We start from the raw sequence: 18904 nt of genomic DNA, 5'->3' as shown, positions 1-18904 counted from the left end.
TTTTATTGTTGACAATATCAATGCTACAGATTCAATACTTTTTTGAATATTCTCTGTAATAATATTTTGTTAATCTTGTAAAGAATAATGGCCAAAATAAACGACAATGCTATTACTGTAAATATCGATATATAGGTTCCAAATTCATTCGTTAAATTATGAATTAGCTTCTGATATAAATATTCATGAACAATATATAACTCTAAAGAAATACTTCCTATCTTGGCAAATAGTGAAGAAATGGATTTAGGTATTTTATCCATGACAATGGCTATGATTATACTTAATATGGGGGCTATGATGATAAATGGCAAAAAATAAAGAGCACAAGTCCAAAGGTAGTCTCTACAAAAATGTAAGAAATATTCAAGCAATATTATTGATCCAGTAAATATCAGTAAGGCAAAAGCTATTTTCTTGCGCGTAATTTTAATATCAATAGCATTTTTTACCCAATAGCCTGCAATAGTTCCTATAAAAAAGATAGGAATACGAGCTATTGTTAGAATTAAATCCCTCCCTTTATTGGTATTATTGAAATAAAAGATCATTACCCATGCATAAATAATGATGAGAATAAATCCAGCAATTTCAATAAGTATAGGAATCTTAAAACCATATTTTTTGAAGAGCTTAAAATAGACGGGGAATATGGCATAAAAAAATAGGATACACGATATATACCATAAAGTATATGGAACATTCGGTACCCAGTAGCCAATTGTCGTTGCTTGACAGATAAGATTCCAAAAACTATGAATATCGAAATTCATAGATACGACATATGTAACAATTAAAAATAGCCAGAATTCAGGTAGAATTCTACAGAATCTCTTTTTGTAATATTGTGCTAAATCTGTATTCTTTTTTGACAAAGAAAAATATAATCCGAAACCCGATAAGAATAAAAATAGATCTACACCTCCATAACCGATGTCCATAATATCATTGACTATTGGCATATTGGGCCGAAAAGGGAGATGAAACATCATTATCCAAATTATTGCGATACCCATAATATTGTCACGATATTTAGATAATAGCAATAAATAGTTATTCATGATATTTTAAGTAATAAGTTAGTATTATACCTTTGTTCAGTTTATAAAGGAAGATCAATTGGGAACAAAATAGATTGATATTATCCATGTTCACAATTGACATGGATAATATCAATCATTTATATAGGAGCATTATTTCATCGGGCATGACCGGCCGGCTGGTGCATGCCGGCCAGGAACAGGTGGTTCTGGCGGGCATAGTCGAGGTAGTAGCGACGCTGTTTGACGGCGGCTTGCGGATCCATGTCGTAGGCGGCACAAATCTCGGGGTGAGCCAGTTGCAGGGCAGCGCCGTGTACCAGGTCACCCACGATGAGGAAACGGCCGGCCTGGTAGGCGGTATGGCCCGGGGTGTGTCCGGCACAGTCGAGCGCTATTACGCCGCAAGGCAACGTGTCACCATAGGCTACGAGATGCACGGTCTTTATAGGCCTCCATTGTGGTTGCGACTTGGACCTTCTTGTCGTCGGGCATCTGCATCCAACTGTCATACTCCTGCTGGGCGGCATAGACTTCGGCCCTCGGAAAAACGATGCTGTCGCCCTTCATCATACCGCCGATGTGGTCGCCGTGGAAGTGAGACAGATAGATGTAGTCGATATCATCGGGAGTGGCTCCGGCGGCCGACAGGTTGGCCAGCGATCGGCTGTCGGGAGCACCCATGCCGGTGTCGAACAAGATGCGTTTCCCGTCAATCTCCAGCAGGAATGCACTTATCGAGGCCGGGACTCCCTGGCTTATCCCCAGACTGTCGATGAGCTCTTGCGGCAGTTCGCCGAAGAGACTCAACTGCATGAGCCGCTCCTGGGCATTGTCTCTGATTTGGGTCAGTTTTACACTGTCACACACGGTGGTGACGCTGTCGGTGCAGGCAAATACGGTCTGCTCTTCGTCGGTAGCCGTGGCCTGCTTTTGCGACGAGTGACAACCGGCTCCGCACAACGAAGCCAGCAAGACACTCGATAGTAGAAATACGCCTTTTCTCATCATACGATTAATCATGTGTTATAGATTTTCGATGGAACAAAAATAAAACTTTTCGGGCTGCCTGTCAAGAGGGTGAGAGGTAGAAGCGAAAAGCGAGACTCCCCCCAGCAGGGAGAGCCTCGCTTTGTGTATGGTTTGTCTGGTCGGGAGCGGCAATTACATGATGCCTCTTTCGCGCAGTTTCAGTTGCCATTTCCAGGCCGAAGCCAGTGTATCCTCGATGCTCTCCTGAGCCGTCCAGCCCAGCACCTTGTTGGCTTTTTCGGGGTTGGCCCACACTTGTTCTATATCGCCTTCGCGGCGGCCTACGATCTTGTGGGGAACTTTCACGCCCGTAGCCTTTTCGAAGGCAGCGATGAGCTCGAGTACCGAGACGCCGCGGCCCGTACCCAGGTTGAAGATTTCGATAGCCTCGGGCGATTTCTTCTCGAGCATGCGGTTCATGGCGATCACGTGAGCCTTGGCCAGGTCAACTACGTTGATGTAGTCGCGTATGCACGAGCCGTCGGGGGTGTTGTAGTCGTCGCCGAATACGCTCAACTCCTTGCGGATGCCGATAGCCGTCTGCGTGAGGTAGGGGATGAGGTTCTGGGGTACGCCGTTGGGCAACTCGCCGATTTCGGCACTGGGGTGAGCACCAATGGGATTGAAGTAGCGGAGGATAATCGATTTGAAAGGAGCGTTGGCATGAATCGTATCTTTGATAATCTCCTCGCTTATCTGTTTGGTATTGCCATAGGGCGAGAGAGCCGGTTTGATGGGAGCCGTCTCATCGACCGGCAGCACGTCGGGCTGACCGTAAACCGTGCACGACGACGAGAATACGATACCCTCGACACCAAACTCGGGCATGAGCGTGAGCAGATTGATGAGCGACAGCAGGTTGTTGCGATAGTAGAGCAGCGGTTTCTGTACCGATTCGCCCACCGCTTTGCTGGCAGCGAAGTGGATGATACCCTTGATGCCCTGATTCTCGGTGAAGAGTTTGCGCAGAGCCTCGATGTCGGTGCAGTCGGCCTGTACGAAAGTGGGGCGGATGCCCGTGATGCGTTCGATACCGTCGAGTACCTCGATGTTCGAGTTGGAGAGATTGTCGATGATAACAACTTCGTAGCCTGCATTTTGCAGTTCTACGGTCGAGTGGGAGCCGATGTAACCGGTTCCACCGGTAACCAAAATTTTTCCTTTCATGACGATAGGTCTATTTTTAAGTTTTTTATTGAGTTACAAAGATAATGAAAGTCAAGTGCAGAGACAAAGAAAAACGAATTTTTCAACTTTAGTTCTGCCAAACCGCCTCGTGTTGCTTGCGAAGATACGGGGAGGACACACTTTTATCTCTGGCGGTCTCTCTCGTGGTGGTGTGGGGTGGCAGCCGGTCGTGCCGCATCGGGGATACGGCATGCTGCTGTGTGCAGGGGCGGGGGCAGAGGTCGAGAGAAAATAAAGTTTTCAAGCGCAATCCTGTCGGGGCCTCCTGCCGGTTGGTGAATATTATCGAGGCCTGTCGGACCAAATTCTCGACTAAGCTATTGTGCGTTAGAAAATAAAATAGTAACTTTGCCCCGCTTTTTGAAAATTCCGTGTGATGGGAAATTAAGGAGCAAGAGAAAACAACTTAATTTTGAGTAACACAAAACAACAAAACAATGAAAACATTTCAACTGAATGGTACGGCCCGTACCGATCTGGGCAAGAAAGCTGTAAAAGGCCTGCGTAAACAAAACCTCATCCCCGCCGTGCTCAATGGTGGCGAATTGGTTGACCTGCCTTACAACGGCACGTTGAAACCCTGCGAGAAACTGGTAGAACTCACCGGTGGTAAAAAAGGTATCATCGTTACCGATTTTACAGTAACTAAAGACTCTGTTCGCAAATTGGTTTATACTCCCGATATCTTTGCCGTAGAGCTGAACATCGACGGTGAGAAGAAGATGGCCGTTTTGAAAGACCTGCAATTCCACCCCGTTACCGACGCTATCCTGCACATGGATTTCCTCGAAGTAACCGACAAGAAACCGGTTGTTATGGATGTTCCCGTTCAACTCGAAGGTCACTCCGAAGGTGTGCGTGCCGGTGGTAAATTGAGCCTCTCGATGAGAAAACTCAAAGTAAAAGCCCTCTACACCAACATCCCCGAGCGTCTGGTTATCAACATCGACAACCTGGGATTGGGTAAAACGCTGCAGGTTGGCGACCTCCACTTCGAAGGTCTCGAACTGATGAATGCCAAGAACGCTGTGGTTTGCGCCGTTAACTTGACTCGTGCAGCTCGTGGTGCTCAGGCTAAACAAGACTAATCAACCCCCATCTTTTTGTAGATGAAATATCTGATTGTAGGGCTGGGTAATATCGGTTACGAATACGAGAACACCCGGCATAACATAGGATTCAGAGTATTGGACGCCTTGGCTAAGGCGTCCAATCTCGTTTTTACCGACGGCCGTTACGGGGCAACCTGCGAGCTGCGCCTCAAGGGGCGTACCCTTGTGTTGCTCAAACCCTCGACCTATATGAACTTGAGCGGCAATGCCGTGCGTTACTGGTTGCAAAAGGAGAATATTCCCATCGAAAACCTGCTCGTCGTAGTCGATGACCTGGCTCTCCCCTTCGGTACCCTTCGGCTGAAACCCAAAGGCAGCGATGCCGGGCACAACGGGTTGAAGCACATTTGCGAAACCTTGGGCACACAGGTCTATTCGCGTCTGCGTTTCGGTATCGGTAACGATTTCCCGCGGGGCGGTCAGGTCGATTTCGTGCTGGGGGCTTTCCCTCCTGACCAGGAGGCACAACTGCCCGAGAAACTCGAACGGGCCGGCGAGATTATCAAGAGCTTTTGTCTGGCCGGTGTGCAGCAAACGATGAACCAGTATAACAACAAATAGCAGCTATGGCAAAAGAGGAGGTAAGAATCGATAAATTCATGTGGGCCACCCGCATCTTCAAGACCCGTACCATTGCTACCGAGGCCTGCAAGAAAGGACGGGTGATGGTCGATGGTGTAGGGGTGAAACCCTCGCGCACCGTCAAGGTGGGCGACACGATACAGGTGCGCAAGCCGCCCGTGACCTACTCGTTCAAGATTTTGGCCCTGGCCGAGAATCGCATGGGGGCCAAACTGGTGCCTGGTTATCTCGAAAATACCACGCCGCCCGAACAGTACGAACTGCTCGATATGGTGCGCATCAGCGGTTTTGTCAACCGGCAGAAGGGGTTGGGGCGTCCCACCAAGCGCGACGGGCGGCAAATGGCACAGTTCCTCGAGTCGCAGTATGCCGACGACGGATTCGACTTCGACTTCGATTTCGATGATGATATCGACGACGAGTAGCTCTATTAAATATGTTTAAATAATATTCAAAAGCATAGGAATTATTACCCCCTTATGCCAAATCGGGTTTACCTTTGCCAAGGTAGATCAATTCCTTATGTGGGCTAAGAAGCTGAAAATAGTATTTTTGCTGCTGGCAGGTTGTTTGGGAGTGCTCTCGACGGTGCTTCCCCATCACCACCATGCCGACGGTATGATATGCCTCGAGCTCACTATCCCCGGGTGTGACGATTCCCATTCCCAGCCTGCCGATGATGACCCCAGCGATTGCACTACTTGCAATTGGTTTTCATATAAAAATCCGGTCGATTTGGCCTCGTTGCATCAGCACCATATGCTCAAGTTTGCGCCGGTAAAGATTCTGCTGGGCACATGGGCCGTGTTGCCCGATCTGACCGATGACACTCCCGACGAGTCGCCCGCACCGGGCGTCTATATCGAACGGCTGCATACGGCGGTCGTTCTCAAGACCCTCGGCCTGAGGGCCCCTCCCGTTGCATAGGTATATAAACTGAATAGCAGTTGTTCCCTCGTTTGTGAATGAACGGTGGAATACACGCGTGTGCGTGTCTGCACAGGCGAGAATTATTTATCCATACATATAACATATATACCTATGAAACGAACGGTTTTATTAACGATAACACTATTATCCTATATTATGTGGAGTTGCTCGGGCTCGTCGTCGCATACGACCGGCGAGGCTCACGAGCACAGCGAACACCTCGAGGAGCATGACCATGAGCATAATGAGCACGAGGGGCACGACCATGCCGCCGAAGGTCATGGCAACGAAATCATTTTGAAAAAAGCTGAAGCCGAAGCTATTGGGCTGACTACCAAAACCATCCGCCCCGAAAAGTTTCACAGTGTCATTCCCTGCTCGGGGACGCTCTCGGCTGCACAGGGCGACGAGATGACGGTGGTGGCTCCCGTGGCTGGAGTCGTATCGCTGGCCGGGCGGCATATTGCCGACGGTAGTCAGGTGGCCAAAGGCAGTGTGTTGTTGCGCCTCTCGGCCGAGAAGATGGCGGCCGGTGACCCCGCCCGCAGGGCATATATTGATTATGAGACGGCCCGTAAGGCCTACGAACGGGCCAGCGAGTTGGTGAAAGACCAAATTATCTCGCGCCAGGAGTATGAGAAGATCGCCAAGGATTACGAGACGGCCCGGCTTGCCTACGAGGCAATGGGGGGCAGCCAGTCGGGGAGTGCCGTTACGGCCCCGATGACCGGCTATCTGAAAAACATTCTGGTGAGCGATGGCGACTTTGTGGAGATGGGACAGCCGCTCATGACCCTCTCGCAGAACCGTCGGCTGCAATTGCGGGCCGAGGTTCCTCAACGCTATTACAAGTCGTTGCCTACGGTGATGTCGGCCCATTTCAAAACCACCTACGACGACCAGGTATATGACCTCTCTCAACTCAACGGCAAGCTGCTCAGTTACGGGCGTGGAACCTTGGCCGGTGGAGCCTATGTGCCTGTCGTCTTCGAGTTCGACAATCGGGGCGAGGTGGTACCCGGTGCCTGTGTCGAGGTCTATCTGCTCTCCTCGGCCATCGACAATGCGCTGGTAGTGCCCGTCTCGGCACTCACCGAGGAGCAAGGACTCTACTTTGTTTATCTGCGGCTCGACGAGGAGGGCTATAAGAAACAGGAAGTCACGGTAGGCGATACCGACGGAGCCCAGGTGCGCATCCTCTCGGGTCTGCACGAGGGCGACCGGGTGGTTACCCGCGGGGTCTATCAAGTGAAACTGGCCGCCAATAGCGGTGTCATTCCCGAAGGTCATTCTCACAACCACTAATCTGCAGCCGCCATGTTGAATAAGATTATCCGATATTCACTGAACAATCGGCTGCTGGTGCTGGTAGCTTCGATCTTGTTGATGTGTGCGGGGATATATACCTCGCTCAAAATGGACGTCGATGTCTTTCCCGACCTCAATGCTCCCACGGTGGTAGTGATGACCGAGGCTCCGGGTATGGCTCCCGAGGAGGTGGAACGCCTGGTGACCTTCCCGGTAGAGACGGCGCTCAACGGCGCCACCGACGTGCGTCGGGTGCGCTCGTCATCGACCACCGGCTTCTCGGTCGTGTGGGTCGAGTTTGATTGGGGTACCGATATCTATCGGGCCCGTCAGATTACCTCCGAAAAACTGGCCGTCGTGGGTGAGAGTCTGCCCCAAGGAGTGGGCACTCCCACGCTGGGTCCGCAGTCCTCTATCCTGGGCGAGATGATGATTATCGGTCTCACCTCCGACTCTACCTCGATGCGCGACCTGCGCACGCTGGCCGACTGGACCATTCGTCCCCGTCTCCTCTCCATCGGCGGGGTAGCACAGGTTACCGTCATCGGCGGGGAGATGAAGGAGTACCAGATTCTGCTCGACCTGCCGCGCATGAAGCAGTATGGAGTCTCCCTCGACGAGGTGCTCGCCGCTGCCCGCGAGATGAACCGCAATGCCAACGGGGGTATTCTCTATGAGTATGGCAACGAATATATCATACGGGGTGCCGTGGCCACGACCGATATCGATGCCATCGCCAAGGCGGTGGTGAAACGGGTCGATGGGGTGCCCCTCTTGATGGGCGATATTGCCGAGGTGAAGATTGGCGACAAGGCGCCCAAGCTGGGATGTGCTTCGGTCGAGGCGCATCCGGCCGTGCTCCTCACCGTAACCAAGCAGCCCAACACCAGTACGCTCGACCTCACCGACAAGCTGTTGGAGTCGGTCGATGAACTGAAAAAGAACATGCCCTCCGATGTGACCGTCTCGACCGATATTTTTCGCCAGTCGCACTTTATCGAGAGCTCGATCGACAACGTGAAGAAGTCGCTCTACGAAGGGGCCATCTTTGTGGTCATCGTTCTCTTCTTCTTCCTGATGAATGTGCGCACCACGGTTATTTCACTGGTAGCCCTACCGCTGTCGCTGCTCTTTTCGATACTGGCCCTGCACTTCATGGGCTTTACCATCAACACGATGAGCCTCGGTGGCATGGCCATCGCCATCGGGTCGTTGGTCGATGATGCCATTGTCGATGTCGAGAACGTCTATAAGCACCTGCGGGAGAATCGGCAATTGCCCCCGGGCGAGCGAAAGTCCGTTATCGAGGTGGTATTCAATGCCTCGCGCGAGGTGCGTATGCCTATCCTCAACTCGACGCTTATCATTATCGTTACCTTTATCCCCCTCTTCTTCCTCACGGGAATGGAAGGTCGCATGCTGGTGCCTCTGGGTATCGCCTTCATCGTGGCGCTGTTTGCCTCGACCGTGGTGGCACTCACCCTCACGCCGGTGCTGTGCAGCTACCTGTTGGGCAAAGGGGGCGACGATCGTCAGATGACTCGTGAGCCTATTGTGGCCCGCACGCTCAAGAAGTATTACGAGCGGGCGCTGGAGTGGTCGTTGCATCATCGCCGCGAGGTGCTGGGCGGCACGATTGTGCTGTTTGTCGCTGCATTGATTACCTTCTTTACCTTGGGACGCAGTTTCTTGCCCTCGTTCAACGAAGGGTCGTTTACCATTAATGTGAGTACCCTCCCGGGCATCTCGCTCGAAGAGTCGGACAACATAGGCCGTCGGGCCGAGCAGCTGTTGCTCGAGGTGCCCGAAATCAAGACCGTAGCCCGCAAGACGGGCCGGGCCGAGCTCGACGAACATGCCCTTGGGGTGAACACCTCGGAGATTGAGGCCCCGTTTGAGTTGAAAGACCGCTCGCATGCCGAGGTGGTGGCCGATGTGCGTAAGAAACTCTCGATTCTCCCCGGAGTCAACATCGAGATAGGCCAACCCATCTCGCACCGCATCGACGCTATGCTCTCGGGCACTCAGGCCCGCATCGCCATCAAGCTCTTTGGCGACGACCTCAACCACATGTTCATGCTGGGCAACCAGATTAAGAAAAATATCTCGACCATCGACGGTGTGGTTGACCTGAACGTCGAGCAACAGATCGAGCGCCCCCAGCTCAAGATTACGCCGCGGCGCGAGATGCTGGCCCGCTACGGGGTGACTCTGGCCGAATTCTCGCAGTTTATCGATGTGGCTTTGGCCGGCGAGGTAGTGTCGCAGGTCTATGAAGGTAGCCGCACCTTCGACCTCACCGTGAAGGTGAAGGACGACGAGCGCGCGTCGGCTGCCCGCATTGGCGACCTCATGATCGACACGCAGGAGGGAAAGGTGCCGTTGAGCACGCTGGCCGAAATCAAATCGGCTACCGGTCCCAACACCATCAACCGCGAGAATGTGAAGCGCAAGATTGTCATCTCGGCCAACGTGAGCGACCGCGACCTGCGCAGTGTGGTTGACGACATCCGGGAGCGCATCGACGAGACCGTTACCCTGCCCGAGGGTTACTTTATCGAGTATGGCGGGCAGTTCGAAAGCGAGGCGGCTGCGTCGCGCACCCTGTCGGTGGTGTCGCTCTTCTCGTTGCTGGTTGTGTTCCTGCTGCTGTACAACCAGTTCCGCAGCGCCTCGCAGTCGGCCGTTATTCTGCTGAACCTCCCCTTGGCCCTTATCGGTGGAGTCTTCATCCTCCGCTTTACCACGGGCGAGATAAGTATCCCTGCCATCATCGGCTTCATCTCGCTCTTTGGTATTGCCACCCGCAACGGCATGTTGCTTGTTTCGCACTACAACACCATGCTGGCCGAGGGTCACTCGTTGCACGATACCGTGCTGCATGGGTCGCTCGACCGGTTGAATCCTATTCTGATGACGGCCCTCACCTCGGCTCTGGCCCTTATCCCGCTGGCCTTGGGGGGCGACCTGCCGGGCAACGAGATACAGAGCCCGATGGCCAAGGTGATTTTGGGCGGATTGATAACCTCGACCTTCCTCAATGCCTTTGTGGTTCCGGTCGTTTACTGGATTATGAACCGTAAAAAAGAAAACCGATGAGAAAAACGCTTTTCCTGCTCTGTGCGCTCGCCGTTGCGGGTGCGGGAGCTCAAAATAACATAGCCGACATCTTGACGAGCATCGAGGTAAACAATCCTCAATTGAAGGCCGGGGCACAGATGGTGCTGAGCCAGAAGGCCGAGGTGTCGTCGCAAAACTCGCTCGAAGATCCCACTTTCGAGTTGGAACACTTGTGGGGAGCCCAAAGCGCGGGCGACCGCAAATACGACATCACCGTGTCGCAGGCCTTTGATTTTCCCTCGCTCTATGTGCAGCGCAACCGGGTGGGCAACCTCAAACGCACGCTTTACGACGGGCAGCAGGCACTGTTGCGGCAGCAGGTGCTGTTGCAGGCCAAGGAGCTGTGCCTCCGCATCGTCTATCTGAACCGTTGCATCGACTTGAGCGACAAGCGGCTTAAGGCTGCCGACCAGTTGGCCCGGCTCTATCGCGAGAAACTCGAGTCGGGCGATGCCGCCATTCTCGACGTGAACAAGATTGAAATCGAATTGCTCAACGTGACCACGGCCAATACCCGGCTGCGCAACGAGCGGTCGGCCTGTCTGACCCAGTTGCGTGCGCTGAACGGTGGCGAAGCCTTCGGGGTAGAGCCCTCGGCACTGGCCGATTATCCCGAGGCCGTGTTGCCTGCCTCGTTCGACGACCTGAAGTCGCAGGCCCTGCAGGCCGATCCCGAACTCCAGATGCTGCGTCAGGAGAATCTCATTGCCAACCAGTCGGTCGCCCTCAACCGGGCCGGGTGGTTGCCCAAGTTCGAGTTGGGTTATCGCCATGCCTATGAGTTGGGCGAGCGTTTTAACGGCCTTTCGGTGGGAGTCTCCATCCCGCTGTTTGCCAACCGCAAGAAGGTGAAGATGGCCAAGGCACAGGCCTTGGCAGGCAGTTTTGCCGTGAACAACCGCGAGCAGCAGGCCTTGGCCGAGTTGCAGACCGCCTACGACGAGGCGGTGACCTTGCAGAAAGATCATGCCCGCTACGACCTCCTCGCCCGGCAAAACAACCTCGAACTGTTGCAGAAGGCCCTGTCGGCCGGGCAGATATCGATGGTCGAATATCTCGTGGATGCCACGCAACTCTACGAGGCTTTTGACAATCGACTCTCGCTCGAGTATGAATATCAGGTGCGGCTGGCCCGGATGTATAAATTTGAGTTGTAGCAGCTCAACCTTTTCTTATAGAATATACCCCCGTTTCAAGTCTGGAGCGGGGGTATATTTCTTTTTTATCTGATTATTAGTGCAATAGCATTTTCTTGAGAGAATTGTGTGAGGGGTAGGTTGTTAAAAGAAGTTATATGTAGAAATATTTTCCACTGGAATATTGTTTTATTGAAAATAAACCTACATCTTTGCAATGTAATTTCTAATGGAAAATATTTCTAATGAAAACAAATAACAAAAATAAGCGAGAGACAACCCCTGTAAAGCGGGTATTGAAACGATATGGATTGCTATCGTTGGGCCTCGTGCTGGGCGCCGTGGGTGGATATCTCTATTGGCGCTATGTGGGTTGCGAAAGCGGGACCTGCCCCATTACCGCATCGCCCTGGACCAGCATGATATGGGGTGCCGCTATGGGCGGTCTGTTGACAAGTTCATTCAAAAAAGAAAATAGCTATGAATAACCGATTGATGATTTTGGCCGTAAGTCTGGTTGTGCTCCTGCTTACAGCCTGTGAAACCAAAGCAGTAAATAACGATAAAAAAGAGAATAAGATGAAAACGATTGAATTGACCAAAGCCGATTTTTTGACCAAAGTAATGGACTATGAAAATAATCCCAAGGAGTGGAAATACCTGGGCGACAAACCCGCCATCATCGACTTCTATGCCTCGTGGTGCGGTCCCTGCAAAATGGTGGCTCCTATCCTTGAGGAGTTGGCCGAAGAGTATGACGGACAGATTTACATCTACAAGGTAAACACCGAGGAAGAACAGGAACTGGCCGCCATGTTTGGGATACGCAGCATACCCTCGATACTTTTTATCCCGATGGAGGGACAGCCCCAGATGGCGATGGGTGCCATGCCCAAGAGCTCGTTCAAAGAGGCTATCGACAGTGTATTGCTGAAAAAGTAAATTGTAGTTTTAGCCACGTTCCCTCGAGCGGGGACTGCGAGAGAGGTGACGCCTGTTCATCTCCACGGCGACAAGAGGAAGCCGTGGAGATGAAATCCTTTTGGGCACCTCAATCGTAGAGAATAAAAAAGTCGTTGTCTTGCGGGTGCCTGAATTTACCATATGATAATTAATTGCGGTATTTGCTTGCCAAAAGGTAATAATATGCCAAAATCTGAATGCCGACTATTGGAATTTAATCTTTTTTTAATCACATTTGTAATGTCTTAAAAAAATAAAGTGGTTATGAGAAAACTGTTTACTTATGTGATTTTTGTGTGCGGTGCTTTAAGCTCGTATGCGGGCGATGTGGTCTATGAGGCCTCATTAAGCACCGAAGAAGAGTTTGGCCAATGGTTGGTGGTCGATGCCAACGAGGATGCGACAACGTGGGGATTCGATTCCTACAACGAGGCCGCCAAGTATGGATACAACATGGAACTGGCAGCCGACGACTGGCTCATCTCGCCGGCCATAGAACTGGAGGCTGGTAGTTACATCCTCTCATTCGAATATCAAGGTAGTACCTACGGCGAGAAGATGGATGTCTTTTTCGGCACTTCGCGCGATGCCGCTTCGATGACCCAACCCGTTATCGATCTGGGCGACATCTATATCGACGGCAGTTTTGCCCCGGCTTCCGGCCTGATTAACGTAACGGCCTCCGGCAACATCTACCTGGGCTTCCATGCCAAGAGCGATGCCAACAAGTACAAGCTGTTTGTACGCAACGTGAAGCTGGAGACGGCCCAGGGCTATGATATCTGTGTCGATTCGGTACGCACAACCCCCTCGGGCGAGAATCTGGGACAGGAACCCGTGAACCTCTATTTGAGAAACACCGGTTTCCATCCGGTTTCCAATCTGCAGGTTTCGTATCAGATCGACCAGCAACCGGCCGTAACCGAGACCATTGCCGGGACCATCGGTGCAGGTGAGTCATATCTCTATACCTTCGAGGCCAAGGCCGACCTTTCGGAATCGGGTTCATACACCATCAAGGCCTGGAGCAACCTGGAGAACGATGACATTGCCGGCAACGATACCAGCACGGTGAGCGTGCGCCACTTCGGTCCGGCCAAAGTACCCTACTTCAACGGTTTTGAAGATGAGTATAGCCGTGAATCCATTAAATACTTCGACCTGAACTTCGACGAAGCCGACGGGGGTAACGGCTGCTGGGCTATCAACGTCAACTCGTGGTTCTCTTCGTTCTCTCGTACCGGCGACTACTCCATGGTATATTGGTACAGCAGTAACAACGTGGGCGACGACTGGTTTATCCTGGAGCCTATCCAGCTGAAGGCCGGCTATTACAGCTTCAAGTTCTGGTACTCATCATTCTCTTACGACGAGAAATTTGCCGTGTACTATGGAACCGAGGCTACGCCCGAGGCCATGACGACAAAGGTCGTAGAGTATGCCCCCTTCAATACCAACGAATATATGGAGTCGGCCAATGTGATCCACATCGAGACAGATGGTATCTACTACTTCGGCTTCCACGCCTTCAGTGATGCCAACAAGAATGTGATTTGTATCGACGATATTTCGCTCGAGGAGATCGATATGGCCGGAAACGACTTGGCGATTAAGGAACTCACTTCGCCGGTAAATGAGTATGTGACTCCGCAACAGTCGCAAGATATCTCCTTCTCGGTAATCAACAATTCGGTCAATGAGATCTCGGGCGCTTCGGTCGAGGTTGCCATTGACGGAGCGGTGGTCGAGACCTTCAACATCGAGACTTTCGGAGCTCAAGAGACCAAGAGCTATGTATGCGAGCAGGCTTTGGCCAATCTCGAGGTGGGTAAGCACAGTCTGAAGATTACCATCGTGAACGAGGGTGACGAGTCTCCCGAGAACAATATCCTTGAGTCCGACTTCAAGGTGGTGAAGAATCCCGTCATGTACTACGACTTCGAAACGGGAACCATCCCCGAAGAGCTTATCTTAAGAGCCGAAGATGGTGCCACGGTCAATTCGTCGTTGAACGACATATTCCCCAACAACGAAGCTTGGAATCTGTCTGAAATCAACGAGCACCCTGTCTTCGGGTCATGGATGCTTACCGCCGCTTCGTGGTTCACTACGGTGACTCCGGCCGATCGCTGGTGTATCTTCCCCCAAATCGGTGTAACCTCCGACAATGCCGATATGGTATGGTCGGCCATGTCGGGCGATGCCGGTGAAGAGTATGCCGAAGATTATGAGATTATGGTCTCGACAACCGATGCCGAGCCCGAGAGCTTTACCTCGGTCAAGACCATTACCGATGAGAACTTTGCCACCAACCCCAGTACTCGTGGTATCGACTTGGGCGCCTACAAGGGCCAGAATATCTATGTGGCCATTCGCCTGACGACGACCGACGGCTATATGCTCTCGATCGACAACATCGGTTTCTATGGCGATTTGGTTAAAGGTGGCTCGGGCGTAGAGTCGGCCGTTGCCGATGGTCGCTTGTGGATGAGCGAAGGTCGGGTAGTATGCTCGGCCGAGCAGGTAGATCGCATCGTAGTCTTCGATGCCAGCGGGCGTCAGGTAGCCGCTTGTGAAAATCAATCGACACTCGATGTCAACGACTTGTCGAGCGGCGTTTATCTGGTTCGTGCCTTGGCCGACGGACAAGTGCTGCAAACCAAGTTTGTCAAGTGACGCAGAATTTTTCCGAGAGGGGGAGTCTCCCGCACGGGGAGATTCCCCCTTCGCTTTGCCGTCCTGCAAATGCGGAGCCCGGTCTTGTTCTGCTTTTGAAGAAGAAAATGTAACTTTGTAAAACCATATCAAGTACCTTCCACTTGGGCCGGGATATCCGGTACAGGATTGTGAGGTCCTTGAATAAAGAAAGGAGGAGAAAAAGAGTATGCCTTTAGTAGTAGATAAAGACCGTTGTCCGCAGAATCACCGCTGTCCGCTCATTGCCCTTTGCCCCCGGCAGGCAATCAGTCAGGTAGGATTCGGGTTGCCTCAAATCGATGCCGACAAGTGTATAGGTTGCGGCAAGTGTGTGCGTTCGTGTTTCAAACAAGCGGTATATGAAGCAGAGTAGGAGTATGGAATCGTTTTGTAGAATACGTGATGTGTATCGGGCCATCACCGAGTTTGAAGCCCGGTTTGAAAAACGTTACGGCTTGGGACTCAACGAGGGCTCTTTGTTGTGCGCCTTGCGCGAGACGGAGCGCCTCTCGTCGGGCGATATAGCCAAGCAGCTGAACCTCACCCAGTCCAATGCCTCGAAGGTGATTCGGGCTGCCGAGAAGAAGGGGCTCATTCAGCGCACGTTGGGCGACGACGACAAGCGGCAGATGTATTTTTCGCTTTCGCCCGAGGGCATGCGTTGTCTCGAGCAGTTGCGCTGTTGCGATATCCAGGTACCCGAGCTCCTGCAAAAACTGTTGTAGCCGATATGCGGGTGGGCAGAAGAGTTTGCCCACTTGAGAAATAGCTGAATCCCCCGCATCGAGCAAGAAAACTCGATGCGGGGGATTTTGTTTTCCAGCTCACAGGAGATGTGTGGGTAGAGTTATAAGATTGATAATAAGTGAATTCGGCCTGTAATTTCTAAAGAATGTTGCTCAGGTTTAAAATGGTTGTAACACAAATGTTGCATGACTCCGATAATTTTGACACAGCATTTAATAAATGAAAAAACAGTATGAAAAGGACATTCACATTGATTTTTATTCTCGTGCAGATTACTGTTGCTCAGGCGGCTGGACTTATTTCGGGGACAGTAAAAGAGGGGACTGAACATCGCACGTTGCCGGGTGCCGTATTGCGACTGGACAAGTTTAACCGTTATACGGTTTCAGACAAGAATGGATATTTTGAGTTTCTGAATGTGCCCGATGGCGATTATCGGGTAGAGGTTACCTATTTGGGATATGTGACGGCCTATCAAGATGTGACGGTCAAAGAGGGGGCCAACTCGGTAATCGACTTCCTGTTGCTGGAAGACTCGCAGGTATTGAACGAAGTGGTGGTCATGGGCGATCAGGCTCGCGGACAGGCCAAAGCCTTCAACCAGCAGAAGACCAACCGTAATGTGACCAACGTGATTTCGGCAGACCAGGTGGGGCGTTTCCCCGACTCGAACATCGGCGACGCCCTCAAACGGGTGCCGGGTATCACCATGCAGAACGACCAGGGCGAGGCTCGCAACATCATCGTGCGGGGTTTGGCCTCTGAGTTGAACTCGGTGACTCTTAACGGCAACCGCATCCCTTCGGCCGAGGGCGACAACCGCAAGGTACAGATGGACCTGATACCCTCGGATATGGTGCAGACCATTCGGGTCAATAAAACACTTACCCCCGATATGGATGGCGACGCCATAGGCGGTTCGGTCGATTTGGTGACGCGTGCCGCTTCGGGGCGGCAACGTATTTCGCTCACGGCTTTGGGAGGGTTCAACCCCATCCGCAATGGAGCCACCGGTTCGGGTTCGTTTGTTTACTCCAACCGCTTTGCCGGCGACCGCGTAGGCGTTGTGCTCAGTGCCTCGTATATGAACAAGACCTACGGATCGGACAATATCGAGGGGGTGTGGGGCAAAGACGATGCCCATAATGTTTTCCTCGAAGAGATGGATATACGTAAATACGACGTGCAGCGCATACGCCGCAGCATATCGCTCAACACCGACTGGAAAATCGATGCCAACAACACCTTGGCTGCCGACCTCATGTACAACTGGCGCGACGACCGGGAGAACCGCTTCCGCACCCAGTTCAAGGATGTAGAGCCCGTATATGATGAGGCCACACAGGCAATTACCGGTTACACGGGTTCGATCTCGCGTGAGACCAAAGGCGGTATCGACAACTGTCGTAACAAGAACGCCCGCCTGGAAGACCAGCGGGTACAGTCTTATTCGCTCACGGGTACTCACCTGCTCTCGCCCCGGTTCGACCTCGACTGGAACCTCAGTTATGCCAAGGCGCAGGAAGATCGTCCGCACGAGCGCTACATCGAATATGCCCAGGAGGGGGTATCGCTCACCCAAGATCTGGCCAACCCGCGCCTGCCCTTTATCTCGGCTCCCGGGCAAGACTTGAGTCTCTTTGCCTTTGACAAACTCACCGAACAGCACGACTATACCGACGAGGATGAATATTCGGCCAAGGTCAATGCCCGTGTACCTCTCTCGGTCATCCCTTCGCAAAAGGGGCGTCTTCACTTCGGGTTGAAGGCCCGCATCAAAAGCAAGGAGCGCGACAACGAGTTTTTTGAATATACTCCCATCGACGGACTTCCTTCGCTGCTCGATATGGACAAGGCCACCTTCAACACGCAGTTGACTCAGGGCGACCGCTATATACCGGGCTCTTTTGTCTCCAAAACCTGGTTGGGTAACGTCGATCTCAACAACGCCTCACTCTTTGAGAAAGAGGCCGATCCCTCGGAGTATCTGGTCAACAACTACAAGGCCAAGGAGCAGATTTATGCCGGTTATCTGCGTTGGGACCAGGACATCACCCCCGATCTCACCTTTATCGTGGGAGCACGTGTCGAGCATACCCGGGTCGATTACGAGGGCAACTATGTGCTCGACGAAGATTATGCCAATGCCGATTTGCGCGAGGTGACAAACAGCTATACCAATGTATTGCCCAATGTGACAATCTGTTATACTCCACTTAAAAACTTAGTGCTCAGAGGGGTTTTCTCGACGGCTTTGGCCCGTCCCAACTACTACGCGTTGATTCCTTTTGCCGATGTGAAATCGGAGGATCGCGAAATCTCGGCCGGTAATTCCGATTTGAAGGCGACCTACTCCTACAACGCCGACCTCATTGGTGAGTATTACTTCCAGTCGGTAGGTATCGTCTCGGCCGGGCTTTTCTACAAGAATCTCGACAACTTTATCTATAATTACCTCGATGCCAATTATACGACCGACAAGTTTGCCGCCGATTTCCCCGGCCTGCCCAATCCCATACCGGCCGGTGAGCAATGGCAGTTCCTGCGTCCCTTGAACGGCGACGAGGTGCATCTGTTCGGGGTCGAACTCGCTTTCCAGCGCAAACTCGATTTCTTCCCGTCGAGTTTCATGCGCAACTTCAGTGTCATGCTCAACTACACCTATACCCACTCGATAACCAAGGGTATCTACAACGAAGATGGCGAGGAGCGCACCGATGTGAGCTTCCCCGGTACGGCACCTCACATGTTCAACGCTTCGCTGGCTTGGGAGAACAATCGCTTCTCGGCACGTGTTTCTTTGAACTACACGGGTGGTTATCTCGACGAGGTGGCCAGCAGTGCCTTTGAAGATCGCTACTACGACAGTCAGCTCTTCCTCGATGCCAATGCTTCGTATCGCATAGTCGATGGATTGCGTATCTTTGCCGAGGCCAATAACCTCACCAACCAACCGCTGCGTTATTACCAGGGTTCCAAGCAATATATGGCTCAGCTCGAGTATTACAAATCGACTTTCGATTTGGGTATCAAATGGGAATTTTAAGAC

18 protein-coding genes are annotated in these 18904 nt (G+C 52.0%); 14 read left to right on the top strand and 4 right to left on the bottom strand.

What is annotated here, in order from left to right:
• Positions 1-23: 23 nt before the first annotated feature.
• From B5G10_RS02050 to galE, 4 genes are all read right to left on the bottom strand, one after another.
• Positions 24-1061 (bottom strand): acyltransferase, encoded by a 1038-nt coding sequence (locus tag B5G10_RS02050; protein ID WP_087423104.1) that lies wholly within the window; start codon positions 1059-1061, stop codon positions 24-26.
• Between the two features lie 137 nt (positions 1062-1198).
• The gene (locus tag B5G10_RS12805) at positions 1199-1480 is read right to left on the bottom strand and encodes a hypothetical protein (RefSeq protein WP_241147702.1); all 282 of its coding nucleotides are present in this window, start codon (positions 1478-1480) and stop codon (positions 1199-1201) included.
• On the bottom strand, positions 1458-2063 hold the full coding sequence (locus B5G10_RS02045) for an MBL fold metallo-hydrolase (protein WP_241147701.1): 606 nt from the start codon (positions 2061-2063) through the stop codon (positions 1458-1460). The genes B5G10_RS12805 and B5G10_RS02045 overlap by 23 nt, the downstream gene beginning before the upstream one ends.
• A 141-nt stretch (positions 2064-2204) precedes the next feature.
• The gene (galE, locus tag B5G10_RS02040; protein ID WP_087423103.1) at positions 2205-3239 is read right to left on the bottom strand and encodes a UDP-glucose 4-epimerase GalE; all 1035 of its coding nucleotides are present in this window, start codon (positions 3237-3239) and stop codon (positions 2205-2207) included.
• On the opposite strand from galE, the gene B5G10_RS02035 reads away from it, so the two are divergent.
• The 14 genes from B5G10_RS02035 (at position 3238) to B5G10_RS01970 (ending at position 18901) form a co-directional block, all read left to right on the top strand.
• Positions 3238-3495: a hypothetical protein gene (locus B5G10_RS02035; RefSeq protein WP_087423102.1), complete on the top strand. Its 258-nt coding sequence runs from the start codon at positions 3238-3240 to the stop codon at positions 3493-3495. The two genes, galE and B5G10_RS02035, sit on opposite strands and share 2 nt — an antisense overlap.
• A gap of 202 nt (positions 3496-3697) precedes the next feature.
• Positions 3698-4348: a 50S ribosomal protein L25/general stress protein Ctc gene (locus B5G10_RS02030; protein ID WP_087423101.1), complete on the top strand. Its 651-nt coding sequence runs from the start codon at positions 3698-3700 to the stop codon at positions 4346-4348.
• Positions 4349-4369: 21 nt separating this feature from the next.
• Positions 4370-4933, top strand: coding sequence for an aminoacyl-tRNA hydrolase (gene pth / locus B5G10_RS02025; protein WP_087423100.1), 564 nt, complete (start codon positions 4370-4372; stop codon positions 4931-4933).
• Positions 4934-4938: 5 nt separating this feature from the next.
• Positions 4939-5379, top strand: a complete 441-nt coding sequence (locus B5G10_RS02020; protein WP_087423099.1) for an RNA-binding S4 domain-containing protein — start codon at positions 4939-4941, stop codon at positions 5377-5379.
• A 97-nt stretch (positions 5380-5476) separates the two neighbouring features.
• On the top strand, positions 5477-5881 hold the full coding sequence (locus B5G10_RS02015; RefSeq protein WP_087423098.1) for a DUF6769 family protein: 405 nt from the start codon (positions 5477-5479) through the stop codon (positions 5879-5881).
• A 114-nt stretch (positions 5882-5995) separates the two neighbouring features.
• Complete coding sequence (locus tag B5G10_RS02010; RefSeq protein ID WP_087423097.1) at positions 5996-7189, top strand: efflux RND transporter periplasmic adaptor subunit; 1194 nt, start codon at positions 5996-5998, stop codon at positions 7187-7189.
• A 12-nt stretch (positions 7190-7201) separates the two neighbouring features.
• Positions 7202-10291, top strand: coding sequence for an efflux RND transporter permease subunit (locus B5G10_RS02005; protein ID WP_087423096.1), 3090 nt, complete (start codon positions 7202-7204; stop codon positions 10289-10291).
• Positions 10288-11469 carry a TolC family protein gene (locus B5G10_RS02000; RefSeq protein ID WP_087423095.1) on the top strand — a complete coding sequence of 394 codons (1182 nt, stop codon included), beginning with the start codon at positions 10288-10290 and terminating at the stop codon, positions 11467-11469. Before B5G10_RS02005 ends, B5G10_RS02000 begins: the two co-directional genes overlap by 4 nt.
• 224 nt (positions 11470-11693) lie before the next feature.
• Positions 11694-11936 (top strand): DUF6132 family protein, encoded by a 243-nt coding sequence (locus B5G10_RS01995; protein ID WP_087423094.1) that lies wholly within the window; start codon positions 11694-11696, stop codon positions 11934-11936.
• Positions 11929-12390 (top strand): thioredoxin, encoded by a 462-nt coding sequence (gene trxA, locus B5G10_RS01990; protein ID WP_087423093.1) that lies wholly within the window; start codon positions 11929-11931, stop codon positions 12388-12390. The genes B5G10_RS01995 and trxA overlap by 8 nt, the downstream gene beginning before the upstream one ends.
• A gap of 285 nt (positions 12391-12675) precedes the next feature.
• Positions 12676-15087: a choice-of-anchor J domain-containing protein gene (locus B5G10_RS01985; protein WP_087423092.1), complete on the top strand. Its 2412-nt coding sequence runs from the start codon at positions 12676-12678 to the stop codon at positions 15085-15087.
• Positions 15088-15295: 208 nt separating this feature from the next.
• Positions 15296-15481 (top strand): 4Fe-4S binding protein, encoded by a 186-nt coding sequence (locus B5G10_RS01980; RefSeq protein WP_087423091.1) that lies wholly within the window; start codon positions 15296-15298, stop codon positions 15479-15481.
• Positions 15482-15485: 4 nt separating this feature from the next.
• Complete coding sequence (locus tag B5G10_RS01975) at positions 15486-15833, top strand: winged helix DNA-binding protein (protein ID WP_087423090.1); 348 nt, start codon at positions 15486-15488, stop codon at positions 15831-15833.
• A 254-nt stretch (positions 15834-16087) separates the two neighbouring features.
• On the top strand, positions 16088-18901 hold the full coding sequence (locus B5G10_RS01970; RefSeq protein ID WP_087423089.1) for a TonB-dependent receptor: 2814 nt from the start codon (positions 16088-16090) through the stop codon (positions 18899-18901).
• Positions 18902-18904: the final 3 nt, after the last annotated feature.

The organism is Barnesiella sp. An55 (assembly GCF_002161555.1).
GTDB classification, from domain to species: Bacteria; Bacteroidota; Bacteroidia; order Bacteroidales; family Barnesiellaceae; genus Barnesiella; species Barnesiella merdipullorum.
Note: the sequence above shows the minus strand (reverse complement) of the source record. Positions and strands in the feature narration are given on the sequence as shown.

Bases quoted from the DNA above. Each gene is read 5' to 3' on its own strand.
- B5G10_RS02050 (WP_087423104.1), bottom strand. From the start codon at position 1,061: ATGAATAACTATTTATTGCTATTATCTAAATATCGTGACAATATTATG.
- B5G10_RS02045 (WP_241147701.1), bottom strand. From the start codon at position 2,063: ATGATTAATCGTATGATGAGAAAAGGCGTATTTCTACTATCGAGTGTC.
- B5G10_RS02035 (WP_087423102.1), top strand. From the start codon at position 3,238: ATGACGATAGGTCTATTTTTAAGTTTTTTATTGAGTTACAAAGATAAT.
- galE (WP_087423103.1), bottom strand. From the start codon at position 3,239: ATGAAAGGAAAAATTTTGGTTACCGGTGGAACCGGTTACATCGGCTCC.
- B5G10_RS02030 (WP_087423101.1), top strand. From the start codon at position 3,698: ATGAAAACATTTCAACTGAATGGTACGGCCCGTACCGATCTGGGCAAG.
- pth (WP_087423100.1), top strand. From the start codon at position 4,370: ATGAAATATCTGATTGTAGGGCTGGGTAATATCGGTTACGAATACGAG.
- B5G10_RS02020 (WP_087423099.1), top strand. From the start codon at position 4,939: ATGGCAAAAGAGGAGGTAAGAATCGATAAATTCATGTGGGCCACCCGC.
- B5G10_RS02015 (WP_087423098.1), top strand. From the start codon at position 5,477: ATGTGGGCTAAGAAGCTGAAAATAGTATTTTTGCTGCTGGCAGGTTGT.
- B5G10_RS02010 (WP_087423097.1), top strand. From the start codon at position 5,996: ATGAAACGAACGGTTTTATTAACGATAACACTATTATCCTATATTATG.
- B5G10_RS02005 (WP_087423096.1), top strand. From the start codon at position 7,202: ATGTTGAATAAGATTATCCGATATTCACTGAACAATCGGCTGCTGGTG.
- B5G10_RS02000 (WP_087423095.1), top strand. From the start codon at position 10,288: ATGAGAAAAACGCTTTTCCTGCTCTGTGCGCTCGCCGTTGCGGGTGCG.
- B5G10_RS01995 (WP_087423094.1), top strand. From the start codon at position 11,694: ATGAAAACAAATAACAAAAATAAGCGAGAGACAACCCCTGTAAAGCGG.
- trxA (WP_087423093.1), top strand. From the start codon at position 11,929: ATGAATAACCGATTGATGATTTTGGCCGTAAGTCTGGTTGTGCTCCTG.
- B5G10_RS01985 (WP_087423092.1), top strand. From the start codon at position 12,676: ATGAGAAAACTGTTTACTTATGTGATTTTTGTGTGCGGTGCTTTAAGC.
- B5G10_RS01980 (WP_087423091.1), top strand. From the start codon at position 15,296: ATGCCTTTAGTAGTAGATAAAGACCGTTGTCCGCAGAATCACCGCTGT.
- B5G10_RS01975 (WP_087423090.1), top strand. From the start codon at position 15,486: ATGGAATCGTTTTGTAGAATACGTGATGTGTATCGGGCCATCACCGAG.
- B5G10_RS01970 (WP_087423089.1), top strand. From the start codon at position 16,088: ATGAAAAGGACATTCACATTGATTTTTATTCTCGTGCAGATTACTGTT.